The sequence below is a fragment of the Pseudotabrizicola formosa genome (assembly GCF_002900965.1).
In the GTDB taxonomy this organism is placed as follows: Bacteria; Pseudomonadota; Alphaproteobacteria; order Rhodobacterales; family Rhodobacteraceae; genus Pseudotabrizicola; species Pseudotabrizicola formosa.
In genome coordinates this window covers 171,263-191,695 of the sequence record NZ_PJOM01000004.1, presented here as the reverse complement: position 1 = coordinate 191,695, position 20,433 = coordinate 171,263, and the positions used below count along the sequence as shown (strand labels likewise).

General features: G+C 61.1%; 19 protein-coding genes and 2 pseudogenes. 5 read left to right on the top strand and 16 right to left on the bottom strand.

Annotated features, from left to right (window positions below):
* Positions 1-7 precede the first annotated feature (7 nt).
* Positions 8-1,399 carry a bifunctional glutamate N-acetyltransferase/amino-acid acetyltransferase ArgJ gene (gene argJ, locus CXR43_RS14865; RefSeq protein WP_103335179.1) on the top strand — a complete coding sequence of 464 codons (1,392 nt, stop codon included), beginning with the start codon at positions 8-10 and terminating at the stop codon, positions 1,397-1,399.
* Positions 1,396-1,794: a (deoxy)nucleoside triphosphate pyrophosphohydrolase gene (locus CXR43_RS14860; RefSeq protein WP_103335176.1), complete on the top strand. Its 399-nt coding sequence runs from the start codon at positions 1,396-1,398 to the stop codon at positions 1,792-1,794. Before argJ ends, CXR43_RS14860 begins: the two co-directional genes overlap by 4 nt.
* Before the next feature lie 314 nt (positions 1,795-2,108).
* Here the strand turns inward: CXR43_RS14860 and infB are convergent.
* From infB to CXR43_RS14795, 13 genes and pseudogenes are all read right to left on the bottom strand, one after another.
* Positions 2,109-4,061, bottom strand: a pseudogene (infB, locus tag CXR43_RS14855) (translation initiation factor IF-2); the annotation flags it as partial.
* Between the two features lie 83 nt (positions 4,062-4,144).
* Positions 4,145-4,703: pseudogene (locus CXR43_RS18270) on the bottom strand (translation initiation factor IF-2 associated domain-containing protein); the annotation flags it as partial.
* Entirely contained in the window at positions 4,700-5,344 is a 645-nt protein-coding gene (locus CXR43_RS14850) for an RNA-binding protein (RefSeq protein WP_103335170.1), read from the bottom strand. The gene CXR43_RS14850 and the pseudogene CXR43_RS18270, both read right to left, overlap by 4 nt.
* Before the next feature lie 23 nt (positions 5,345-5,367).
* Positions 5,368-6,975 carry a transcription termination factor NusA gene (gene nusA, locus CXR43_RS14845; RefSeq protein ID WP_103335167.1) on the bottom strand — a complete coding sequence of 536 codons (1,608 nt, stop codon included), beginning with the start codon at positions 6,973-6,975 and terminating at the stop codon, positions 5,368-5,370.
* A 16-nt stretch (positions 6,976-6,991) separates the two neighbouring features.
* Complete coding sequence (gene rimP / locus CXR43_RS14840; protein WP_103335165.1) at positions 6,992-7,597, bottom strand: ribosome maturation factor RimP; 606 nt, start codon at positions 7,595-7,597, stop codon at positions 6,992-6,994.
* Between the two features lie 645 nt (positions 7,598-8,242).
* On the bottom strand, positions 8,243-8,902 hold the full coding sequence (locus CXR43_RS14830; RefSeq protein WP_103335159.1) for a YjbF family lipoprotein: 660 nt from the start codon (positions 8,900-8,902) through the stop codon (positions 8,243-8,245).
* Positions 8,881-11,121 (bottom strand): YjbH domain-containing protein, encoded by a 2,241-nt coding sequence (locus CXR43_RS14825; RefSeq protein ID WP_103335156.1) that lies wholly within the window; start codon positions 11,119-11,121, stop codon positions 8,881-8,883. The genes CXR43_RS14830 and CXR43_RS14825 overlap by 22 nt, the downstream gene beginning before the upstream one ends.
* Entirely contained in the window at positions 11,121-13,028 is a 1,908-nt protein-coding gene (locus CXR43_RS14820) for a polysaccharide biosynthesis protein (protein WP_246831406.1), read from the bottom strand. The genes CXR43_RS14825 and CXR43_RS14820 overlap by 1 nt, the downstream gene beginning before the upstream one ends.
* A 168-nt stretch (positions 13,029-13,196) precedes the next feature.
* A complete protein-coding gene (locus CXR43_RS14815; protein WP_103335152.1) occupies positions 13,197-13,826 on the bottom strand; it encodes a sugar transferase in 630 nt (209 codons plus the stop codon).
* A 42-nt stretch (positions 13,827-13,868) separates the two neighbouring features.
* Positions 13,869-14,318 carry a MarR family winged helix-turn-helix transcriptional regulator gene (locus tag CXR43_RS14810; RefSeq protein ID WP_103335150.1) on the bottom strand — a complete coding sequence of 150 codons (450 nt, stop codon included), beginning with the start codon at positions 14,316-14,318 and terminating at the stop codon, positions 13,869-13,871.
* A complete protein-coding gene (locus tag CXR43_RS14805; RefSeq protein WP_103335148.1) occupies positions 14,315-15,145 on the bottom strand; it encodes a carbon-nitrogen hydrolase family protein in 831 nt (276 codons plus the stop codon). Before CXR43_RS14805 ends, CXR43_RS14810 begins: the two co-directional genes overlap by 4 nt.
* A complete protein-coding gene (grxC, locus tag CXR43_RS14800) occupies positions 15,145-15,402 on the bottom strand; it encodes a glutaredoxin 3 (RefSeq protein ID WP_103335145.1) in 258 nt (85 codons plus the stop codon). The genes CXR43_RS14805 and grxC overlap by 1 nt, the downstream gene beginning before the upstream one ends.
* A gap of 43 nt (positions 15,403-15,445) precedes the next feature.
* Positions 15,446-16,171, bottom strand: a complete 726-nt coding sequence (locus tag CXR43_RS14795) for a double zinc ribbon domain-containing protein (RefSeq protein ID WP_103335143.1) — start codon at positions 16,169-16,171, stop codon at positions 15,446-15,448.
* Between the two features lie 24 nt (positions 16,172-16,195).
* On the opposite strand from CXR43_RS14795, the gene CXR43_RS14790 reads away from it, so the two are divergent.
* Both CXR43_RS14790 and hemH read left to right on the top strand, forming a co-directional pair.
* On the top strand, positions 16,196-17,014 hold the full coding sequence (locus CXR43_RS14790; RefSeq protein WP_103335139.1) for a methyltransferase domain-containing protein: 819 nt from the start codon (positions 16,196-16,198) through the stop codon (positions 17,012-17,014).
* A gap of 57 nt (positions 17,015-17,071) precedes the next feature.
* Positions 17,072-18,172: a ferrochelatase gene (gene hemH, locus CXR43_RS14785; RefSeq protein WP_103335136.1), complete on the top strand. Its 1,101-nt coding sequence runs from the start codon at positions 17,072-17,074 to the stop codon at positions 18,170-18,172.
* Between the two features lie 92 nt (positions 18,173-18,264).
* Here hemH and CXR43_RS14780 read toward each other — a convergent pair whose 3' ends face one another.
* Together CXR43_RS14780 and CXR43_RS14775 are read right to left on the bottom strand one after the other, a co-directional pair.
* Entirely contained in the window at positions 18,265-18,444 is a 180-nt protein-coding gene (locus tag CXR43_RS14780) for a hypothetical protein (RefSeq protein WP_103335389.1), read from the bottom strand.
* Between the two features lie 147 nt (positions 18,445-18,591).
* Complete coding sequence (locus CXR43_RS14775) at positions 18,592-19,197, bottom strand: L,D-transpeptidase (protein ID WP_103335134.1); 606 nt, start codon at positions 19,195-19,197, stop codon at positions 18,592-18,594.
* A gap of 174 nt (positions 19,198-19,371) precedes the next feature.
* On the opposite strand from CXR43_RS14775, the gene dalA reads away from it, so the two are divergent.
* Positions 19,372-19,887: a divisome-associated lipoprotein DalA gene (gene dalA, locus CXR43_RS14770; RefSeq protein ID WP_103335131.1), complete on the top strand. Its 516-nt coding sequence runs from the start codon at positions 19,372-19,374 to the stop codon at positions 19,885-19,887.
* Between the two features lie 9 nt (positions 19,888-19,896).
* Here the strand turns inward: dalA and CXR43_RS14765 are convergent, their stop codons facing one another.
* Entirely contained in the window at positions 19,897-20,391 is a 495-nt protein-coding gene (locus CXR43_RS14765; protein WP_103335129.1) for a L,D-transpeptidase family protein, read from the bottom strand.
* Between the last annotated feature and the right edge of the window lie 42 nt (positions 20,392-20,433).

Genomic DNA, 20,433 nt, shown 5'->3' with positions numbered 1-20,433 from the left:
GGAAGCCATGGCGAAGACCGATTGGAAGGCGGAGGCAAAGGAGCTGAAAAAGCGCCTGCGCAAGCTTAAATCTGCAGTGACGGGAACTGTCTCTGACGTCGCGGGCGATGTGCGCGAAGAGGTGGCAGAGGTCGCGGGCAAGATTGGGGCAAAGCTGAAATCGGCCAAACCCGTGTCGCCTTTGGCACCGAAGGATGGCTTCCCCGCCCTTCCGGTCATCAAGGGGGTGGAATTTTCCGCCGCCGGAGCCGGGATAAAATATGCCGACCGCAAGGATGTGATGCTGATCCGCCTTGCTCCGGGAACGGCAATGGCCGGTGTGTTTACCCGCTCTTCGACCCGATCCGCCTGCGTGCGCGATTGCCAGGACAAGCTGGCGATCAAGGCCCCAGCCGGCGTGGGTGCCGCCATTCTCGTGAACTCCGGCAATTCCAACGCCTTTACCGGCAAGCTCGGTGACAAGGCCGTTGCGGCTGTGACCGGAAGTGTTGCCTCCGCGCTCCAGCTGCCGCCCGCCCGGGTGTTTTCATCCTCGACCGGCGTGATTGGTGAACCTCTGCCGCATGACAAGATCACTGCCATTGTGCCGGATCTGGTGGCCGGTCTGCGTGAAGACGGTATCGAAATGGCCGCGCAGGCAATGATGACCACGGACACTTTCCCAAAAGGTGCCGCTGCGACCGTTGAAGGTGACGGCGGCACGATTCACATCGCGGGAATTGCCAAAGGATCGGGTATGATCGCGCCGGATATGGCGACCATGCTGGTCTATATCTTCACCGATGCAAAGATTTCGCCCACCATCTTGCAGCGCATGCTGTCGCGCAATGTGGACGCAACTTTCAACTCCATTACGGTCGACAGCGACACCTCCACGTCTGATACGCTCTTGCTGGCCGCGACCGGGCAAAGCGAAGCGGCCCCCGTAAAAGGAGCCGTGGCCAAGGCGTTCGAGACTGCCTTGCAGGCTGTCATGCAAGATCTGGCGCTTCAGGTCATCCGCGATGGGGAAGGTGCCACCAAACTGGTCGAAATCCAGGTGACAGGGGCGGCCAGCGATGAGGATGCCGGCAAAGTGGCGTTCTCGATTGCCAACTCGCCGCTGGTCAAGACAGCACTGGCGGGCGAGGATCCCAACTGGGGCCGCATTGTCGCGGCGATCGGGAAATCGGGGGCCGAGGCAGACCGTGACCGGTTGAGCATTCGTTTTGGTGACATTCTGGTGGCCAAGAATGGCTGGCGCAACCCGACCTATGTCGAAGAAGACGGTGCCGCCTGCTTCAAGCAGCAAGAGATCCTGATCCGGGTGGATCTGGGGCTTGGCAAGGCGGCGCGCACGGTCTGGACCTGTGATCTGACCAGCCGCTACATCGAGATCAACGCAGATTACCGCTCTTGAAAATCGTCCTTGTCTCGGCCGTTGCGCTTATCGACCCTGATGGCCGCGTGCTTCTGGCACAGCGGCCGGAGGGCAAGTCGCTTGCGGGCCTTTGGGAGTTTCCGGGCGGCAAGGTCGAGGAGGGCGAATCACCTGAAGCCGCGCTGATTCGCGAGTTGAAGGAAGAACTGGGAATTGACACCTGGCAAAGCTGCCTCGCCCCGCTGACCTTTGCCAGCCATAGCTATGACTCTTTCCATCTTCTGATGCCTCTGTTCGCCTGCCGCCGCTGGGACGGCATCGTTCGTGGCCTGGAAGGGCAGCGTCTTGCCTGGGTGAAAGCTGAAAATTTGCGCGATTACCCGATGCCGCCCGCCGATGTTCCCCTGATTCCCATCCTGAGAGAGTGGCTTTAGAAACATTCGTTTTTAAATCGACGAATTATTTCGCAACGCGACACTTTCTTGATGGTTTTCTGAATTTTTTTGTCTAACCTCCCTCTCACAACGCTAATGGGGGATTGGTGCATGTTGAGGACAATCGCAATCGGGAGCTGTGTCTCCATTCAGGGACTGCTTGTCAGAACCCTGTCTGATGGGAAACTGGTCATCAAAGTGGATGAAAAGATGTTTGTCGGGGTTCCGGTTGCCGCGGCGCGTCCGTCCTGATCATCGCATCACAGATGAATAAAGCCGGGGTTTCCCCCGGCTTTTTTTATTGTTCGGCCTGATCACGCCAGCGAGCGCTGTACCTCTTCGCGCTCGAAAATCTCGATGACATCGCCGGGGCGAATGTCTTCATAGCGTTCGAATGCCATGCCACATTCCTGACCCGAGATCACTTCTTTCACTTCGTCCTTGAAGCGCTTCAGTGTCTTCAACGTGCCTTCGTGGATCACGACAGAGTCTCGAAGCAGGCGAACGCCCGCCGACCGGCGTGCCACACCCTCGGTGACCAGACAGCCGGCCACCTGACCCACGCCCGTAACCTTGAACACCTCTTTGATCTGCGCATAGCCGATAAAAGTTTCGCGCACTTCGGCCTTGAGCAGGCCAGAGGCAGCGGCTTTGATATCGTCCACCAGATCATAGATGATCGAATAGTACCGGATCTCGACGCCCTTCTGGTTCGCGGACTGGCGGGCCGAGGCATTGGCCCGCACGTTGAACCCGATGATCGGCGCACCAGAGGCTTCGGCCAGACCCACGTCGGTGTCGGTAATCGCCCCCACACCATAGTGGAGGATACGCACGCGCACCTCGTCGTTGCCGATCTTTTCCAGCGCCTGCACGATGGCTTCGGCAGAGCCCTGCACATCGGCCTTCACCAGAACCGGCAGTTCGGCAACCGACTGGTCGGCCTTGGCCTTGGCCATAAGCTGTTCCAGCGTCGTTGCAGCACCGGCGGCGGCGCGCTTGTCCTTGGTGGCTTTCTCGCGGTAATCCGCGATTTCACGCGCCTGCGCTTCGGTTTCCACCACGTTCAGGGTGTCGCCCGCAGAAGGTGTGCCAGACAGGCCCAGCACTTCGACCGGAACCGAAGGTCCGGCTTCCAGCACGGTTTCACCCTGATCGTTGATCAGCGCGCGCACCTTGCCCCACTGCTCGCCGACGACAAAAATATCGCCTTTGCGCAGGGTGCCGTTCTGCACCAGGACCGTCGCAACGGGGCCGCGGCCCACATCCAGCTTGGCTTCGATCACCGCACCAGAAGCCGCCCGTTTTGGATTGGCCTTCAGTTCAAGGATTTCAGCCTGCAGCGCGATGGCTTCGAGCAGGTTATCGATGCCCATGCCGGTTTTCGCAGACAGTTCAACGTCCTGAACATCGCCGGACATCGCCTCGACAACGATTTCATGCTGCAGCAGGTCTGTCCGCACCTTGGTCGCATCGGCGCCGTGCTTGTCCATCTTGTTGATGGCCACAATCAGCGGCACTTTGGCGGCGCGTGCATGGTGGATCGCTTCAATCGTCTGCGGCATCACGGCATCATCGGCCGCAACCACCAGAATAACGATATCGGTCACGCTCGCCCCACGGGCCCGCATGCTGGTAAAGGCAGCGTGGCCGGGAGTATCAAGGAAGGACACCAGCGCACCGCTTGGCGTTTTCACCTGATATGCACCGATGTGCTGGGTGATACCACCTGCCTCGCCCGACACCACATTCGCCTTGCGGATCGCATCCAGCAGCGAGGTTTTGCCATGGTCGACGTGGCCCATGATCGTCACGATCGGTGGGCGCGGCAGCAGGTCTTCGTCCCGGTCCTTGACCGAGTCGATCACCTGTTCCACGTCGGAATCAGAGACACGCACCGCTTTGTGGCCAAATTCCTCGATGACCAGTTCGGCGGTATCGGCGTCGATGGGCTGGTTCATCGTGACCATCATGCCCATCTTCATCAGCGATTTGACGACATCGGCCGCGCGTTCGGCCATACGATTGGCCAGTTCCGACACGACAATCGTCTCCGGCAGCTGCACATCGCGCACCTGCTTTTCGGGCTTCGATCCGAACCCCATGGCCTTTTGACGGGCCTTTTCCTGCTTGCGCTTCATCGCGGCAAGGCTGCGGGTCCGCCCGCCTTCGCCATTCAGCGCTGCTGACAGCGTCAGCTTGCCACCACGACGGTTGTCGTCGCCTTTGGCCTTGGCGCTGCGTTCACGCTCTTCGCGCTCGCGGTCGGTCTTGCGCTGCGGGGCCGGGGCAAGCGGAGCCTTGGCGGCCACACCTCGCGGCCCGGTCGCATCCTGGTTGCGGTTGGTTGGCGCATCGGCCGGGGCCGGCGTTGCCGGACCTGGCTTGGCTTCGGCAGGCTTTTCGGCCGACCGGGGGCGCGTACCCAGAACATCGGCCTTGCGCTGCGCAGCGGCTGCAACGCGGGCCTCTGCCTCGGCACGAGCCGCACGTTCTTCTTCTTCGGCCTTCTGACGCAAAGCCTCCAGACGCTCACGCTCTTCGCGCTCTTTCGTCTCAATCTCTTCACGGCGACGCTGGCGGTCTTCCTCGCGCTGACGCTCTTCTTCGGCACGGCGTTCATTGTCTGCCGTTTCACGTGCCTTGGCGGCCCGCAAAGCGGTCAGACGACGCTCCATCTCGGCGTCGGAAATACCGGCCGGCCGCTTGGCCGGATCCCCCAGATTGGGCGAGCCTCCGCCCGTGCCTGATGTACCGGCTGCGCCCGGTTTTGTGGGAACGACCACGCGCTTGCGCTTCGTTTCAACCACGACGCTTTTCGTCCGGCCGTGGCTGAAGCTTTGCTTCACCTGACCGGAACGAGGTGCGCCACCCAAACCCAGGGGTTTTTTGCCGTCTGTATCGCTCATGCGTCCTTCGTATCCTTCCCGGCGATCTCGTCGCCGACCTGCTTGCCATCTGCCCTACGCAGTCCGACAAGCCTTGCCGCTTCCTCTACAACACGGTTGTTGAGTCCACCAGCCGCAAGCGCGGCGTGTATCGCACGTTCGCGACTGAATGCCAAACCCATTTCCCCTGCTGTCAGGCAGGAAATGAGGGAATCTGGCCCATTTGGCGGGCGAAGCTTTTCTTTGCCGCGTTCAGAACCATCACTGGCCTGAATCAGTGTCCGTGCCTGACCCTTGATCAGCCAGTCCTTAACTTTTTCATAGCCGCAAATCGCGTCGCCGGCTTTGCGCCCAAGGGATATAAGGTCGATGACCCGCTGTACCAAGAGCCGTTCCACCAGTTCGGGCAGATCTTCGGGCGCTTTCACCGGCTGCCGCGCAGCGCGGGAGAACAGATTCTTCTTGACCGCCTTGGCCAGAGCCTCGCGATCCGCCGCGACATAGATGCCACGCCCCGGCAGCCGCGCCAGAATGTCGGGCACGATCATACCCTCTGGCCCCAGCACAAAGCGGATCAACCCCGCTTTTGGCTGGCTCTCTCCGGAAACGATGCACTTGCGCTCCGGATCGTCTGGCGATGTCTTCTGGCCGCCACGCGTCATGCGCGTTGCTCCGAGGCCTGAGATCAGGCCTCGGCCTCCGTGGCTTCGGCGTCGTCTTCTGCCGGCTCCATCTCGGTCGGGTCCACCCAACCCAGCATGACGCGTGCCGTCATCACCAGGGTCTGGGCTTCTTCCAGGCTTACGTCGAATGCCTCCAGAATACCTTCGTCTTTCTTGCGCTGTCCGTTTTCGGTGGTCCAGCCGCCGGCCAGTTCCCAGTCGGCGCAGGTTGCAAAGTCTTCAAGCGTCTTGATACCGTCCTTGGCGAGCGCCTCCAGCATCTGCGGCGTCAGACCTTCGAAGTTGATCAGGCTCTCTTCCATGCCCATGCTGCGGGCGGTTTCAAGCGCCTTGCGGGCCTGTTCTTCCAGATTGTCGCGCGCGCGTGCCTGCAATTCAGCGGCAGTGCCTTCGTCAAACCCGTCAATCGACAGCAGCTCGTCCACTTCGACATAGGCCACTTCTTCCAGATTGGTGAAGCCTTCGGCGACCAGCAACTGCGCCATCATCTCGTCCACATCCAGCGCATCCATGAACAGCTTGGTGCGTTCGGCAAATTCAGCCTGACGACGTGCCGATTCCTCGGCTTCTGTCATGATGTCGATGTCCAGTCCGGTCAGCTGGCTGGCCAGACGCACGTTCTGGCCCCGGCGACCGATGGCCAGCGACAGTTGCTCATCCGGCACCACAACTTCGATCTTGCCGATCTCTTCGTCGATCACGACTTTCGACACTTCGGCAGGCTGCAACGCATTCACAAGGAAGGTCGCCTGATCCTGATTCCACGGAATGATGTCGATCTTTTCACCCTGCAGTTCGTTGACAACTGCCTGAACCCGGCTGCCGCGCATACCGACGCAGGCACCGACCGGATCAATCGAATTGTCATAGGAAATCACAGCGATCTTGGCGCGTGACCCGGGATCACGGGCGACAGCCTTGATCTCGATGATGCCATCATAGATTTCCGGAACTTCCATCTTGAACAGTTCTGCCATGAACTGCGGGTCGGTGCGCGACAGGAAAATCTGCGGCCCGCGCGGTTCACGGCGCACGTCCTTGATGAAACAGCGGATGCGGTCGCCGATGCGATAGGCTTCACGGCCGATCTTTTCGTTGCGACGCAGAATGCCCTCGCCACGGCCCACGTCGACGATGACGTTGCCATATTCCTCGCGCTTGACCACACCGTTGATGATGGTGCCCTTGCGGTCGCGGAATTCTTCATACTGACGATCCCGCTCGGCTTCGCGCACGCGCTGCAACAGCACCTGCTTGCCCGATTGCGCCGCGATCCGGCCCAGATCGACCGGGGGAACCTCGTCGATCACCTCATCGCCGATCTGCGGGTCAGCAAGGTAGTTCTTGGCCTGCTTTACGGTCAGCTGCGCATGGTGATTCTCGATCAGATCGTCTTCCATCACCGTGCGCACGCGGGCGAAGGTGGCGCGACCGGTCTTGCGGTCGATGTTGACGCGGATATCCAACTCGGACCCGTAGCGCGACTTGGCGGCCCGGGCGAGCGTTTCTTCCATCGCCTGGATCACCAGATCCGGGTCGATCATCTTCTCACGTGCCACCGCTTCTGCGGTCTGGAGAAGTTCAAGCTGGTTGGCAGAGGTAATCGCCATCGGTCAACTCCCGGTCTTAATGTCTGGTTTCTTCGGCGGGGTCTTCTTCATCGCCCGTCGATTGGTCAATCTCGTCGAAATCCGCCTCGTTGAAGGTGCCGCTTGCCTTTTTCTGGCGCAGCATCTCGGCAATCAGGTCATCGGTCAGAATGAGCTTGGCATCGGACAGCCAGTCGAACCGCAGTCCGATGGTCACCTCTTCGCCGTGTTCCTCAATCTGGATCAGCACTTCGTCATCCTCGACCCCGGCCAGCGCGCCCTTGAACCGGCGGCGGCCATCGATCAGCTCGGTCGTCTCGATCCGGGCCTCCCAGCCCTTCCACATCTCGAAATCCTTCAGCCGGGTCAGCGGGCGGTCGATCCCCGGCGAGGAAACCTCGAGAACATAGTTTTCTTCGACCGGGTCTTCGACGTCCAGAACCGCCGAAACAGCGGTCGAGATCGTCGCGCAGTCATCGACGATGATACCGCCATCCGGCCGGTCTGCCATGATCTGCAGGATGCGCGTCTTGCCGCCCATCAGGCGCACACGCACCAGTTCGAACCCCAGCCCCTCAATCACGGGGGTGATGATGCCGGCAAGGCGGCGGTCGATGGCGGTTTTGGCGATAAGATCGGACATGAAGGTCAGCTATGGGTTCCAAAAACGAAAAACGGGCCTAGCGGCCCGCAAACTTGATCCGGTAGCTTCGGGTGTGGACGCCAAAGCCGCTTTGGACTTGTAGGTAAACCCGAAACTGCGGTCTTGCAAGGGGCAAAGACAGAAAGCCCGTCAACGGTCACAGATCCGCATTATGGAAAGGGCCCGCTCTCGCGGACCCTGAAACACCATGCCAAGGGTCGGCAAGGCAAAATTCAGTGACTTCCTGTCGAATTGTGGCTGCTCGAGTTTTGGTTGGTGGTCGCAGCGACAGCCACCGCAAGAGCGACTGTTCCGGCCGCAACCAAACCTATGGACAGCCCGCCGAATGCGGCTCCGGCCCCTGCGACTCCCGCCGCTGCGGCACCACCCCCTGCAGAGGCGGCTGAACCGGCACCGGCCGCGGCTTGGGTAGACACATGCAGGTTTGCGGGACGCATCTTGATAAGACCATTCCCCGCATCAGACTGGGCGGTTTCCCCGGCAGATGCGAAGGTGGCCGAGGCTGCAAGGCTCAGGGCGGTTGTAAATGCGATAAAACGCGACATCGTTACTCTCCACTTTTGGTTGGGTCTTGGTCAGAACGTACAGCAAAATGGCAGGTGTCAGAAGATAATTTTCCTTAAATTACCGCCTTACGTCTTCAACAGTCAGAAAACCGACATCAGGACTGATCCATTGTCTGGATTTGCGCAGATGGCGATCTTTGCTCAGCCAGTACTCATTCTGGAACGCCACCTGGCCCGCCGCGCAGGATTCGCTGATGCGCGTCACATGATAGGTAATCTCCACCACAGTAATGGTCTCCGGCTCCGGCCACTGGAAGGTGCAGGCAAACACGGTGCGGACGGCCTGATCCTCATCGTTCAGCAGGGTGTGGACGCGGCGATGCGTGGTGGTGCCTGTGATGCCCAGTGGGATGCCAGGCACATCCGCCGCCATAAGATCTGCACCAAAGCCCCGGGTCGCCACGATCATCCCCTTGCGCAATGACAGAGTGACGTCATCCACCGAAGACCAGGTCTGCACGCCGCCATTGGTCTGGAGTTCCGCGACCAGCGCCTGCTGCATGCGGTTCTCGACGGTGACAAGCATCACCGGTGTCAGCACCTGATCCAGCAAGGCCCGGGTAATTTGCGGCGGGTCCGGTGCCGTGCCAAGAACCGAAGCGGCAAAGGCCCGCGTCACGCCGATCAGTTCCGGCTGTTCCGAGCCGCAGGATGCTGCACCCAACAGCGCAAGCAGCGCAGGGGCCAGCGTCCGCTTCATTTCCAGAATCGCCCCCATTGCTCTGTCAGACCGTCGCGGCGATAGCCGCGCAGCTGCTCATAAAGCCGCCCTTCAACCTCCAGCCGACGACCGCCGTCACGGCCGAATGGCCTTATGGTCGCGTATCGCATGCTTTTGCTTTGTCTCCCCAGCACCGAGGCTATCGGAATCTCCAGCGTGATGCCCTTGTCAAACGAACCGCTGCCGAAATCTTCTGCCGAGACATTGGTCTTGGTGACGAAGGCCCCAACCTTCCAGCCATTGTCGAATTCCCGCCGCAGCGAAAGCGTGGCCCCGACATCGCCGGCCAGATACCGACCCAGATCAAGCTGAGCATGAAAGCCGTTCTCGAACTTGTAATAGCCCGATATGTGCCCGGTCAGCACGCGGTAACTGTCACGCGCGCCACAAGCCCCAGTGGCCAGGTCGGGCGTGCAGGCATCATTTTCAAACATATAAGCAGGAAGGGAGAAGCCGAACCTTTGGTCCGGTGCCCGTTGCGCCACCTGGCTGACTTCGGCCCCGATGGCCCAACGACGATCGGTCGGAAGCCAGAGGAGCTCAGCAGAGACGCCACCATACATCCGCTCCAGATAGCCAAGCGAAAGCCGGCCATAAAGCTCGGGCGACAGTTTGCCATAGGCGGTCAGCATCAGCGTGTTCAACGCCGGATCGCCGTCACGATCGTAGAAATACGCCGCTGAGCGCACCGGATGCAGCCGCCCCCGTCCGGGCAGCGGCGGGCGATCATCCAGATTGCTGATCAAGTATTTCGCCACTGATCCGCTCAGCACCAGCCCCGGCGCGATGTCATAGCGCCCGCTCAGCTCCGGCCCCACCCCGATCTTGAAAGGGGAGGTCTGGTCAAAGACCCGGATCAGGGATGCGGGTGCCAGCGACCAGGAAAGCCTCGGATAGGCCGCCCGATCGCGATATCCGCCTGCCCCTCCCGCAGGGGCCGGAAGGATTTGTGCCCGGGCCAGCAGCTTTGGGCCCGCCAATGTGTCAAACTCCAGCGCCTCGATGTCAGCACGGCGCAGCACCACTTGTGACACCGCCATGCCATTGACCAGGGGCTTGATCACAAAGCGGTCGATGGACGCAGGTGCCACATGCGTCAACGCCCGCGCCGTACGCCCCACCGCCTGCGCCTCGGCGTCGATGCCGGTGTTGCGGATGCCGACATGCGCCGTCGTGCCATCAAGCCGGAGTGACTCGACCTGTACCCCATCTGTTGCCAGCCTGCGCGCCAGCTGTGTCCGCAAAGCAGTTTGCGTCTCGGGCTGCGCCAGCGAGGTCGCCGACCAGGCGTCAGGATCTGTCCCTCGGGGGGGGCGGGGCTTCACCGGATCGGGGGCCGAGGTAATGATGCCGCCAGAAGGGCGCCGCTTGGGGTTCAGGCTGAGATGCGCGGCGACGCCGATTTCGCTGCCATGCATGAAATAGGCTCCCAGACGCAGCGCATCACTGCGCTGATGCTCGATGCCGAAATTGACCGGGCTGCGGCGGTCAAACGAGCCACGCCGGCCTGCCTCCTCGCGGTAGGCATCCGATGAGTATTCGGCCTTTGCCGTCCAGGTGTCGGTGATCTGCCATTCCAGCCCGGCAAACGGGGCGGCGGGGCCCCGGAACCATTGATCAAAATTGAAATTGCCGCCGCTCCCCACTTCCAGCGCGGGCCGGTCGCCAAAGGGGCTGCCGATGGATTGAAAGCTGCCCAGCCGCCCCCAACCCAGACCCGCAGACAGCTTCACATCCGGCGTGACATGCTTGGTCGCCACCAGATATTCCCCGGCGATCACCCCGGTTCCCACAAAGTCTTGCAGGCCGAGGGTGAGGGCGGGGCGGTAGCGACCTTCCGTCACAATCTGATACCGCAGATCGAAGGAGCGGTCGTAATAGGTATCAAACTGGTTCACCCCCGCGCAGCACAGCACCTTGTTCCAGTCACGCACGCCGAGAAAGCGAAAGCTGGCCGAGAGTCGCGGCGTGATCTGAAAGCTCAGGGTGGTCCGGCTGACGGGGCCGAAATGGCTGGATGACACCGACAGGATGCCATCCGACTGCATCTCTGCCGAGGGCATGTCGATCATTCCGGTTGCCCCGTAAAGGTTCAGGGTCGCGCGGGATTCCGCCTGGAGCGGTGTCGCGCTCAAGGTGCCCAACAAGGCAAGCGCCACCCCCGTTGCCACGCAGCCAAGGCCGATCGCAGGAACCCGTGGACATCTGTCTTGCATCAGGACGACCCGATCTTGCTGTGCCGCGGCCCGGACACGAACCTGCCGGGAACCAAGACGATGGGGGGGCCGCGGCGGGGGCCTGCATCGCTGCGGCGGAACCCTTCGACATAGGCTTCCATCACCCTGCAGGCGGCATCCGCGCTGTCCATAGCGACCGCACTGCGCAGATCGCGCAACGCCGTTGTCATCTCTATCCGCGACAATCCGCGTTCCTGCACCCGCAGGATCTTTTCGTGTGGCGTGGCCAACATTCCTGGCTGGATCAACAATTCTTCATGCAGTTTTTCACCGGGGCGCAGCCCGATGATCCGAATCTCGATTTGGCCCTCCGGGTTCTCGGGCGATCTGACCGTGTAACCAGCGGCTTTGATCATGCGTTCGGCCAGATCCCTGATCCGGATCGGCTGGCCCATGTCGAGCACGAAGAGATCACCCTCATGCACACCGCGCGACATCGACAACCCGCCGGCAATCAGCACAAGGCTGGCCGCTTCGCAGATCGTCATGAAGTAGCGGGTCACATCCTCATGTGTCAGCGTCACCGGGCCGCCCTTGCGGATCTGCTCCCGGAACAGGGGGACGACGGAGCCTGAGCTGCCCAGAACATTGCCAAATCGCACAATGGAGAAATCGGTGCTGACGGATCGCCGGGCCATGTCCTGCACCACAAATTCTGCCATCCGCTTCGACGCGCCCATCACGTTGGTCGGGCGCACGGCCTTGTCGGTCGAGATCAGGATGAACCGCTTCACCCCCACTTCCACTGCAGCTTCGGCAAGGGTCCGGGTGCCCAGCACATTGTTCACAATGCCCGCGATGGGATTCGCTTCAACCAGCGGCACATGCTTATAGGCCGCGGCATGCAGGATCACATCCACCTGATTGGCCGCCAACACGGCCCGGATCTGCCGCGAATCCGCGATGGTACCCAGCACCGGCACAAAGCTGATTCCCGCCGCATCCACCCGATCCGCCATTTCCCGCCCGATCTGGTACAGCGCGATTTCGCTTACATCGAACAGAACGATGCGTGCAGGTTTATAGCGGATCAGCTGGCGGCACAGTTCAGACCCGACCGATCCCCCGGCCCCGGTGACCAGAATGGTCTTGCCGCCATAGGCACCGCTGGTGTCGGGGTGAAGGTCATTGACCGGCTTGCGGCCCAGAAATGCGCCGGGCGACACCGGCGCGAGCGCATCCAGAATGACCTCTGTTCCCACCAGTTGCGCAAAGGACGGCAGGGCGTGCACATCCAGCCCGCGCGACACTAGGTCTCGCACAATGGTTGCCTGCCGCGCCATGGCCACAGAAGGCATCGCCAGCAGCACACGCTCCACATCGTATCGGGCAACGAGGCGTTCAAGCTGGCTGGCTGGATGTACCTTGATCCCCATCAGGGTCATGCCCTGCAGCTGCGCGCTGTCATCGACAAAGGCCACGACATGGATGTTTTCATGCGACCGCAGCGCCGATGCCAGCATCGTCCCCGTGCGGCCCGCGCCATAGATCACCACATTGCGCCGGACCTGCCCGTGGCGCAGCACGGAGAGAAACAGACTGAGAAGCCCGACCCGCGCAACGACCATAGACAGAACAAAAATAAGCAAGAACAATGGCATTCCTGCAAAGGGCAGCGCAAACCCCGCTCCGGTTTTTGCCAGCCAGAGACCAGCGCCGGAAAACAATGCCAGAAGGCCGGTCTTGATTGCGCCAACGGTCTCATAGGATTTGAGCTTGATCAGCGGGATGCCCAGCACTGGCGATCCGACCGCGGCAAACAAGGTTACCGCCACAAATCCCGGCCACCCAGCCAGCGCCATGCCAGGGGCGACAGAGATCGGGTACAAAAAGCAATAGCTGGCCAACAAGGAGAGCGGAGCCAGAAGCACGTCAATGGACAGCAAAATAAGCTGCTTTTGCAGCCTGGACAGGCGGCCGACAAACCAAAGAAAAAACCCGGATGCCGCACTGGTCAAAATGGACTTACCTCGGAACCAACAAACCGTCGCAACACACGCGCCGTAAGTCAGTGATAGGCAGTCGATGGTTAACAGGTGGTTAAGTCGCCTCGATCATCCTTTACGCTTTTTCATGCCCCGGCGCGGCGCGCGCCGCGCCGTCTGCACCATCAGCATAAAATCCATGCACAGCGACCGGCGCCTGCGGTAGATCTCGTCCAGCCGCGCCTTGCGCGGGATGCACCGCCGCACATAGGCCGCATCGGTCTGATCCGGCGTCAGGCAAGTACTCAGAACCCGCTCTTCGTGCTGATGAAAGTAAAGCGTTGCAAGTCCGGTGATTCCCGGACGCGACTGCAACACACGGGCATAGATCTGTGGATAGCGTTCGACATAGGCGCGCAGCGGCGGTCTTGGGCCGACAAAGCTCATGTCGCCTTTGAGCACATTCCACAGCTGGGGAATTTCATCTGCGCGGTGCTTGCGCAACCATCGGCCCATCGGTGTCACGCGCGCGGCCTTGTCACCACCAGACACGCCGGAATCAGACGCCACATTCCGCATCGTCCGCAGCTTCCACAAGCGGAACGGCTGTCCCGGCGCGCGCATCCTTTCAGAGACATAAAACACTGGCCGTCCCTCGCGCAGCACTACAATGATCAGAAGGATGGCAAAGGGCAGGATCAACACCGCTCCCAGAACCAGGGCGGCGGCGATGTCGAACAGACGTTTGCCAGGCGTCATGTCCCGCTCCCCCTTGCCCGAAACCCAGCGGTCACCTTCACTTCAGCCCTCATCCTCCAGCCGGGTGCGCATTTCACGCAGCACCGGCAGCAGAGCCCGCACCCGCTCGGCACCCAGTTGTTGCACCACCTCGGCAATCAGCGGGGCGACCGACTGCACCGCTGCATCGCGCGCCGACCGGCCCGAAGGGCTGATCGCGACGAATTTGCGCCGGGCGTCATCCCAGTCAGGGCGAATATGCACATGTCCCGCCCATTCCAGCTTGGCCAATGTATTGGTCATTGCCCCCCGGGTCACATGAAACGACCGCGCCAGTTGCGCCGGGGTCCGCTCTTCATTCAGCCGCGCCAGATGGTTCAGCACGCCGAAATGCGACAGTTCCATCCCCTTGGGAAGCACCTTGGAAATCCGGTTGCGCGCCAGCTGATCGGCCATGAACAGCTCGCCGAACAGGGCGACCGCAATCTCTTCGACGCGATCCTTTTCGCTCATGGCCCGGAAAATCCCCGGTCATGGCTCAAGGACGGAATCCGACCTCGGGCCGCATCCACCTGCGACAGATCAAGATCGGCATACACGACACCGGTCTCGCTGCCACCATCGGCCAGCACCTCGCCCCAGGGTGCGATCACCAAGGAATGCCCATGCGTCCGCCGCCCCTTGCCCGCCCGCTCCGGGTGAAAGCCGGTCTGCGCCGGGGCCAGCACGAAGCACCCGGTTTCAATGGCGCGCGCCCGCAGCAGCACCTCCCAATGGGCCGCCCCCGTCAGGTGGTTGAACGCGGCCGGCACGGTCAGAATCTGCGCCCCGGCCTGCGCCAAAGCCCGGTACAGATACGGAAACCGGACATCATAACACACCGTCATCCCGATCCGTCCAAAGGACGTGTCACCGACCACCGCGCGCGCCCCAGGGCGGTAACCCGCCGATTCGCGATAGGACTCTGTTTCTGAAACGGTCACATCAAACATGTGCATCTTGTCATAGCGCGCGACCACCGCGCCATCCGGCCCGATCAGGAACGACCGGTTGGCAAAGCGGCCATCGGGGTCATGGGTTTTCAACCCAAGTGACCCGATCAACAACCAGATGCCAAGTGCCGCCGCCTCGGCCTGCAGCGCGGCGAGGGTGGGGTCATCGGCTTCGTGATGAAAAACCGCCCGCTGCTGATCGCGGCTTGAAGACAGCGCATTGGTGCATTCGGGCGTCAGCACAAACCGCGCCCCACCAGCCGCCGCCTCACGTACAAGCGTCCGGGTTGCGACAAGGTTTTCCACCGGGTCGTCGTTGACCGTCAACTGCACCAAACCGACGCGCATCAGCCCGCCAGCATCGGATCAAGCGCGCCGCGGTGGTCAAGCGCGTGCAGGTCATCAGACCCGCCCACATGCTGACCGCCAATAAAGATCTGCGGCACGGTGCGGGCACCACCTGCCCGCGCCATCATTGCCTGCCGCAGGGCAGGATCGCGGCTGACATCGGTTTCAGTATAGGCCACGCCCTTTTTGTCCAGCAACCGCTTGGCTGCAATGCAATAGGGGCAAGTCGGCGTGGTGTAGATTTCAACGGGTTTCATGGCATGTCCTGCAAACAAAGGCGTTGCGCCGGACTATACGGATTTACCCTTCTTTCGCAACGCGACACAGCACCAGAACACAGACCCCGACGGCTCCCACTGCGAGGCAGGCTTCGGCGGCGGCGGCCAGTGTGGCACCCGATGTCATCACGTCATCCACCAGCAGCACCTGCCGCCCCTCTGCCCGCGCGCGGCGGCGCGGATGCACCCGGATGCTGTCAGCCACATTTGCAAACCGCCCGTCGCGGTCTTTGCCCTCCTGACTATGGGTGTTGCGGCGGCGTTGCAGCAGGTCGGGGCAATGTTCCAGCCCCGACAGCCGCGCCACCTGCGCCGAGAGCAAGGCGGACTGGTTATAGCGTCGCCTGAGCAACCGCAGCCAGTGCAAGGGCACGGGCGCGATCAGCATCCCCGGCTGCACAATCGGCTGCGCCGCGCGCATCAGCCAGCCACCGGCGGGCCGGGCCAGATCCAACCGGTCGCCATGCTTCAGTTTCAGCACCAGATCGCGCGCCCGATCCCGGTACAACATCGCCGCGCGCCCATGCGACCATGGCCGTGCCGTTCTGAGGCAATCATCACAATGCACCGGATGGCCCGGGTCCTCCCCGGGCAAGGGCGTGCCGCAAAGGTCACAAACCAAGCCCGCCACAAACGGCGTGTCGCGCCAGCAGCTGCCACAAAGACCGAAATCGCTCGACACCATGGCGTCACAGGCCACACAATGCGGCGGATACACCATATGCAGCAGCGCGTCTTGCAATCCCATACCGCTCCCCCCATCTTCCGCGCCATGCAGACACCCCCCATCCTGACCGATCGCCCCGCCTTGTTGCGCAACCGCAGCCGGGCCACCGAGTTCTTCTTGCACGACGAGGTGCGCGCCGAAGTTCAGGAGAGGCTGATCGAGGTTAACAGGACGTTTAAATCACCCGCGGTTGTCACTGGTTTCCCTGCGCTCTGGTCGGGCATGGGCGCCACGGTGGCCGATGATGACCTTCTGGCGCTGACCCCTGGCGCGCATGATCTGGTGATCCATGCGCTCTGCCTGCACTGGGCCAATGATCCCGTCGGCCAGCTGGTGCAATGTCGCCATGCCCTGCGCCCCGATGGCTTGGTTCTGGCCCTGATGTTCGGCGGCCAAACCCTGCACGAGCTGCGGGCCTGCCTCGCCGAAGCCGAGGCCGATGTGACAGGCGGCCTGTCACCCCGCGTGCTGCCGATGGGGGAAATCCGTGACCTGGGCGGTCTGCTGCAACGTGCGGGATTTGCCCTGCCGGTTGCGGACAGTTTCAGCAAGACCGTGCGGTACCGCGATGCTCTGCATCTGATGCGCGACCTGCGCCTGATGGGAGAGGGCAATGCTCTGTCCACCCGTCTGCGCCATCCGACCCGCCGCTCGGTCCTGCTGCGCGCCGCCGAGATCTATCAGGCGCAATATGCCGACAGCGAAGGCCGCATCCCCGCCACGTTCGAGATCATCTGTCTGACCGGTTGGGCCCCCGACGCCAGCCAGCCAAAGCCGCTCAAACCCGGCTCTGCTGCCCAAAGATTGGCCGATGTGCTCAATGCGGCGGAAATGCCGCTGCCCTCTGATCCGGCCAAAGGTTGACCCCGGCGCATAAGCCTATATGTCCCGCAGAACTTTGATCAGCCAAGGACGCCCACGATGCTCGATGCCAAGCACGGATTGACTCATGCCCCACAGGGGTCTGTCATCGGGCCCGGTCAGGGCCGCCTTGCCCATGCCCCCGCCGATCACCCGCCGGTGCGGAAGGCAAAGATCGGCGTTCTGGTCGCCAATCTGGGCACGCCTGACAATTACGACTACTGGTCGATGCGGCGGTATCTGAACGAATTCCTGTCAGACAAGCGCGTGGTCGATTACTCCAGCTGGCTTTGGCAACCTCTGCTGCAACTGGTGATCCTGACCAAGCGGCCGCTCAGCTCGGGGGCCAATTACAAGCTGATCTGGAATCATGACCGCGATGAAAGCCCGTTGCTGACCATCACCAAGGATCAGACCGCCAAGATCGCCGAAGGCATCGCCGCACAATATGGCGATGGGATCATGGTCGATTTCTGCATGCGGTACGGCAATCCGTCGACCGCTTCAAAAGTCCGCGCGATGGTCGAGGCGGGATGTGAGAAGATCCTGTTTTTCCCGCTCTACCCGCATTATGCCGGGGCCACATCTGCCACCGCCAATGACGAATTCTTCCGCGCCCTGATGAAGGAAAAGCGTCAGCCGTCCGTCCGCACTGTGCCCGAATACTTCGACCATCCGCTATACATCGATGCGCTCGCGCAATCGGTGGAACGCGCCTATGCCACGCTGGAGACGACGCCGGATGTGCTGGTTGCCAGCTATCACGGCATGCCCAAGCGCTATCTGATGGAAGGCGACCCCTATCATTGCCAGTGCGCAAAAACCTCACGCTTGCTGCGTGAACGGTTGGGCTGGGAGAAGGGCAGCATCGACACGACGTTTCAATCGGTGTTTGGCCCCGAAGAATGGCTGAAGCCCTATACCGTCGAGCATGTGGCGGAACTGGCAAAGCAGGGTAAAAAGAACATCGCCGTAATGGCCCCTGCCTTTTCTGCCGATTGCATCGAAACGCTGGAAGAAATTAACGGAGAAATCCGCGAAGCCTTCGAACACGCGGGCGGCGAGACTTTTACCTATATTCCCTGTCTCAACGATGACGATGCCCATATCGCGGCATTGCTGGCCGTTATCTCCGAGAATCTTGCGGGTTGGCTGCGGTAGCGCAGTCAACACCCCGGGCGTCCCGCGATTTGAACAGAAAAAAGGCGGTGAGTGAACTCACCGCCTTTTTCCTTAGGAACGTGATCGTTAGATCAGTTCGAAACTGCTGCTGCAATGATGAGCAGGAGCAGCAGCGGAACAACGATGCCGCCCGACGACGACGAGGTCGACGCAGCAACAACTTCCGGCTCCATAACCGGCTCAACCATACCACCAGCGTAAGCGGTGGAAGCAGCGACCGTCAGAGCGGCGGCGAGTGCAAGTTTCTTCATAATAACCTCCAGATATAGCATACCGCCGAATGTTGCAGAGGCGACGGCATGCACCCAAGACTGTACCTCGTATCGACTTCATAACCAGCTTGGCACGAGATTTGCAATCTGGCTTGTTGAACCACCGCGCGTCTCACCGCCATGTCGTCAAATTAGCAACACCTGAGTCCCAACTTTGGTCATGGAAAACAGTTCCGAGATATGCTCATTATAAAGTCCGACACATCCATTGGAGGACCGGCGGCCAATTTTGCGCGTGTCATGGGTGCCATGAATGCGATAATAGGTCCAGGACAAGTAAAGCGCATGCGATCCCATAGGGTTATCGGGCGCGCCACCTTCGACAACATCCGGCCATTCAGGGTTGCGTTCTTTCATCGAGGGCGTCGGCCGCCAGCTGGGCGCGACCACCTTTTGCACCACTTCAGTCCGACCTCGGCGGGTCAGATCTTCGGACAGAGGAACTGACGTTGGGTAAAGCCGATAGACGGCCTGATCTTCCGACCAGTAGTGCAGCGCGCGCGAGGTAAGATCGACCAGAATCGCGCCCCCCCGCGTGTTGTCAAAATAATCCTGCCAGTTCAGCATGCGAAAACTGGACACGTTGTTGCGCACAGATCCGCTGGTCACCGGGGCGACCATTTCGGTCGAGCCATCCATGGCCAATGCCGGGGTCATTGCGGCACCAAGGCCAGCGGCTGCGGTTCCCAGAAAAACCCGGCGGTTCAGTTTGATCCGATCTTCGACGCTCATCAGAGGTCTCCTGCCATTGACGTTTTGACAGCTGCATACTCCCATCGGCCAAAACCCGCAAATCAAACCACCGTCAACCGGCGGGGTCGCAGAGTGGGGTTTGAATTGCTGTGCGGTTTTCGCTAGACAGCCTGAAAACAATGTGCCCCCGGGCCGGAACGATCGGAACTCCAGATGAACAGACGCATGGTCCTGACCCTCGGTGCAGTTGGGCTGCTCTCGGCATGTGTCCAGCAAACGGCTGCGGTGCAGCTCGATGCCAGCGGCCAGCCATTGCCGCAGGTATACAAGATCGCTCCGGGCAGCGAGAATGAGGTTTCGTTCCGGCTGCTCGATTCCGTCAATTCCCTGCGCCGCGCCCAGAATGCGGCACCGCTGGCGTTCAACGCCGCGCTGAACGCTGCTGCTGCCACACATGCGCGTGATATGTCGGTGCAGAACCGGCCCTGGCATTTTGGGTCGGACGGGTCTTCGCCGCTGACCCGGGTGCAGCGCGTGGGCTATACCGGGGCGCTGAAAGGCGAGCTGATTTCGGAAACCTTCGAGACCGAACTGGTCACGCTGGCCGCGTGGATGCGACAGCCCGAAACCCGCGCCGTCATTCTGGACCCAGCCGCACGCGAGATCGGCTTTTCCTGGTATCAGGAACCGGGCGGCAAGATCTGGTGGTGCCTGGTGACCGGGGGCTGACCCCCGGCCTCAGGGCAGGATGTGGATCACCGTGCCGTCTTTGACCATGGCATAGATCCGCTCCATCTCTTTGTCGGTCACCGCGATGCAGCCTGCAGTCCAGTCTCGGCGCGACACTTTTCGCTTCGGTGCGCCATGGATGAAGATGTCCCCTCCTGGCTTGTTGCCAAGCGCTTCGGCATAGGCCCGGTCGGCCTGATTGGGATAAGAGATTCCGATCGACAGATGAAATTCAGAATTCGGATTGCGCCGGTCGATAATGTAAGTGCCCTCAGGCGTCTTGCCGTCACCTTCAAACTGCTTGTGGCCCACCGGGGCGAACCCCAGCGCGATGTCATATGATTTCAGGACCTTGTCCTGATGCAGAAGATACATCTTCCGCTCACCCTTGTGCACCTGCACCGATGTGACCGCAGGGCCATTGTAGGTTTTGAACTTGCTGTTGCCACAGGCTGAAATCCCGAAGGCCAGCACCAGCACTGCCACAATCCGATAAAGCCACATCGACAACTGCCCCGCTTTTTTCCAACCGCATAGCCAAATTCC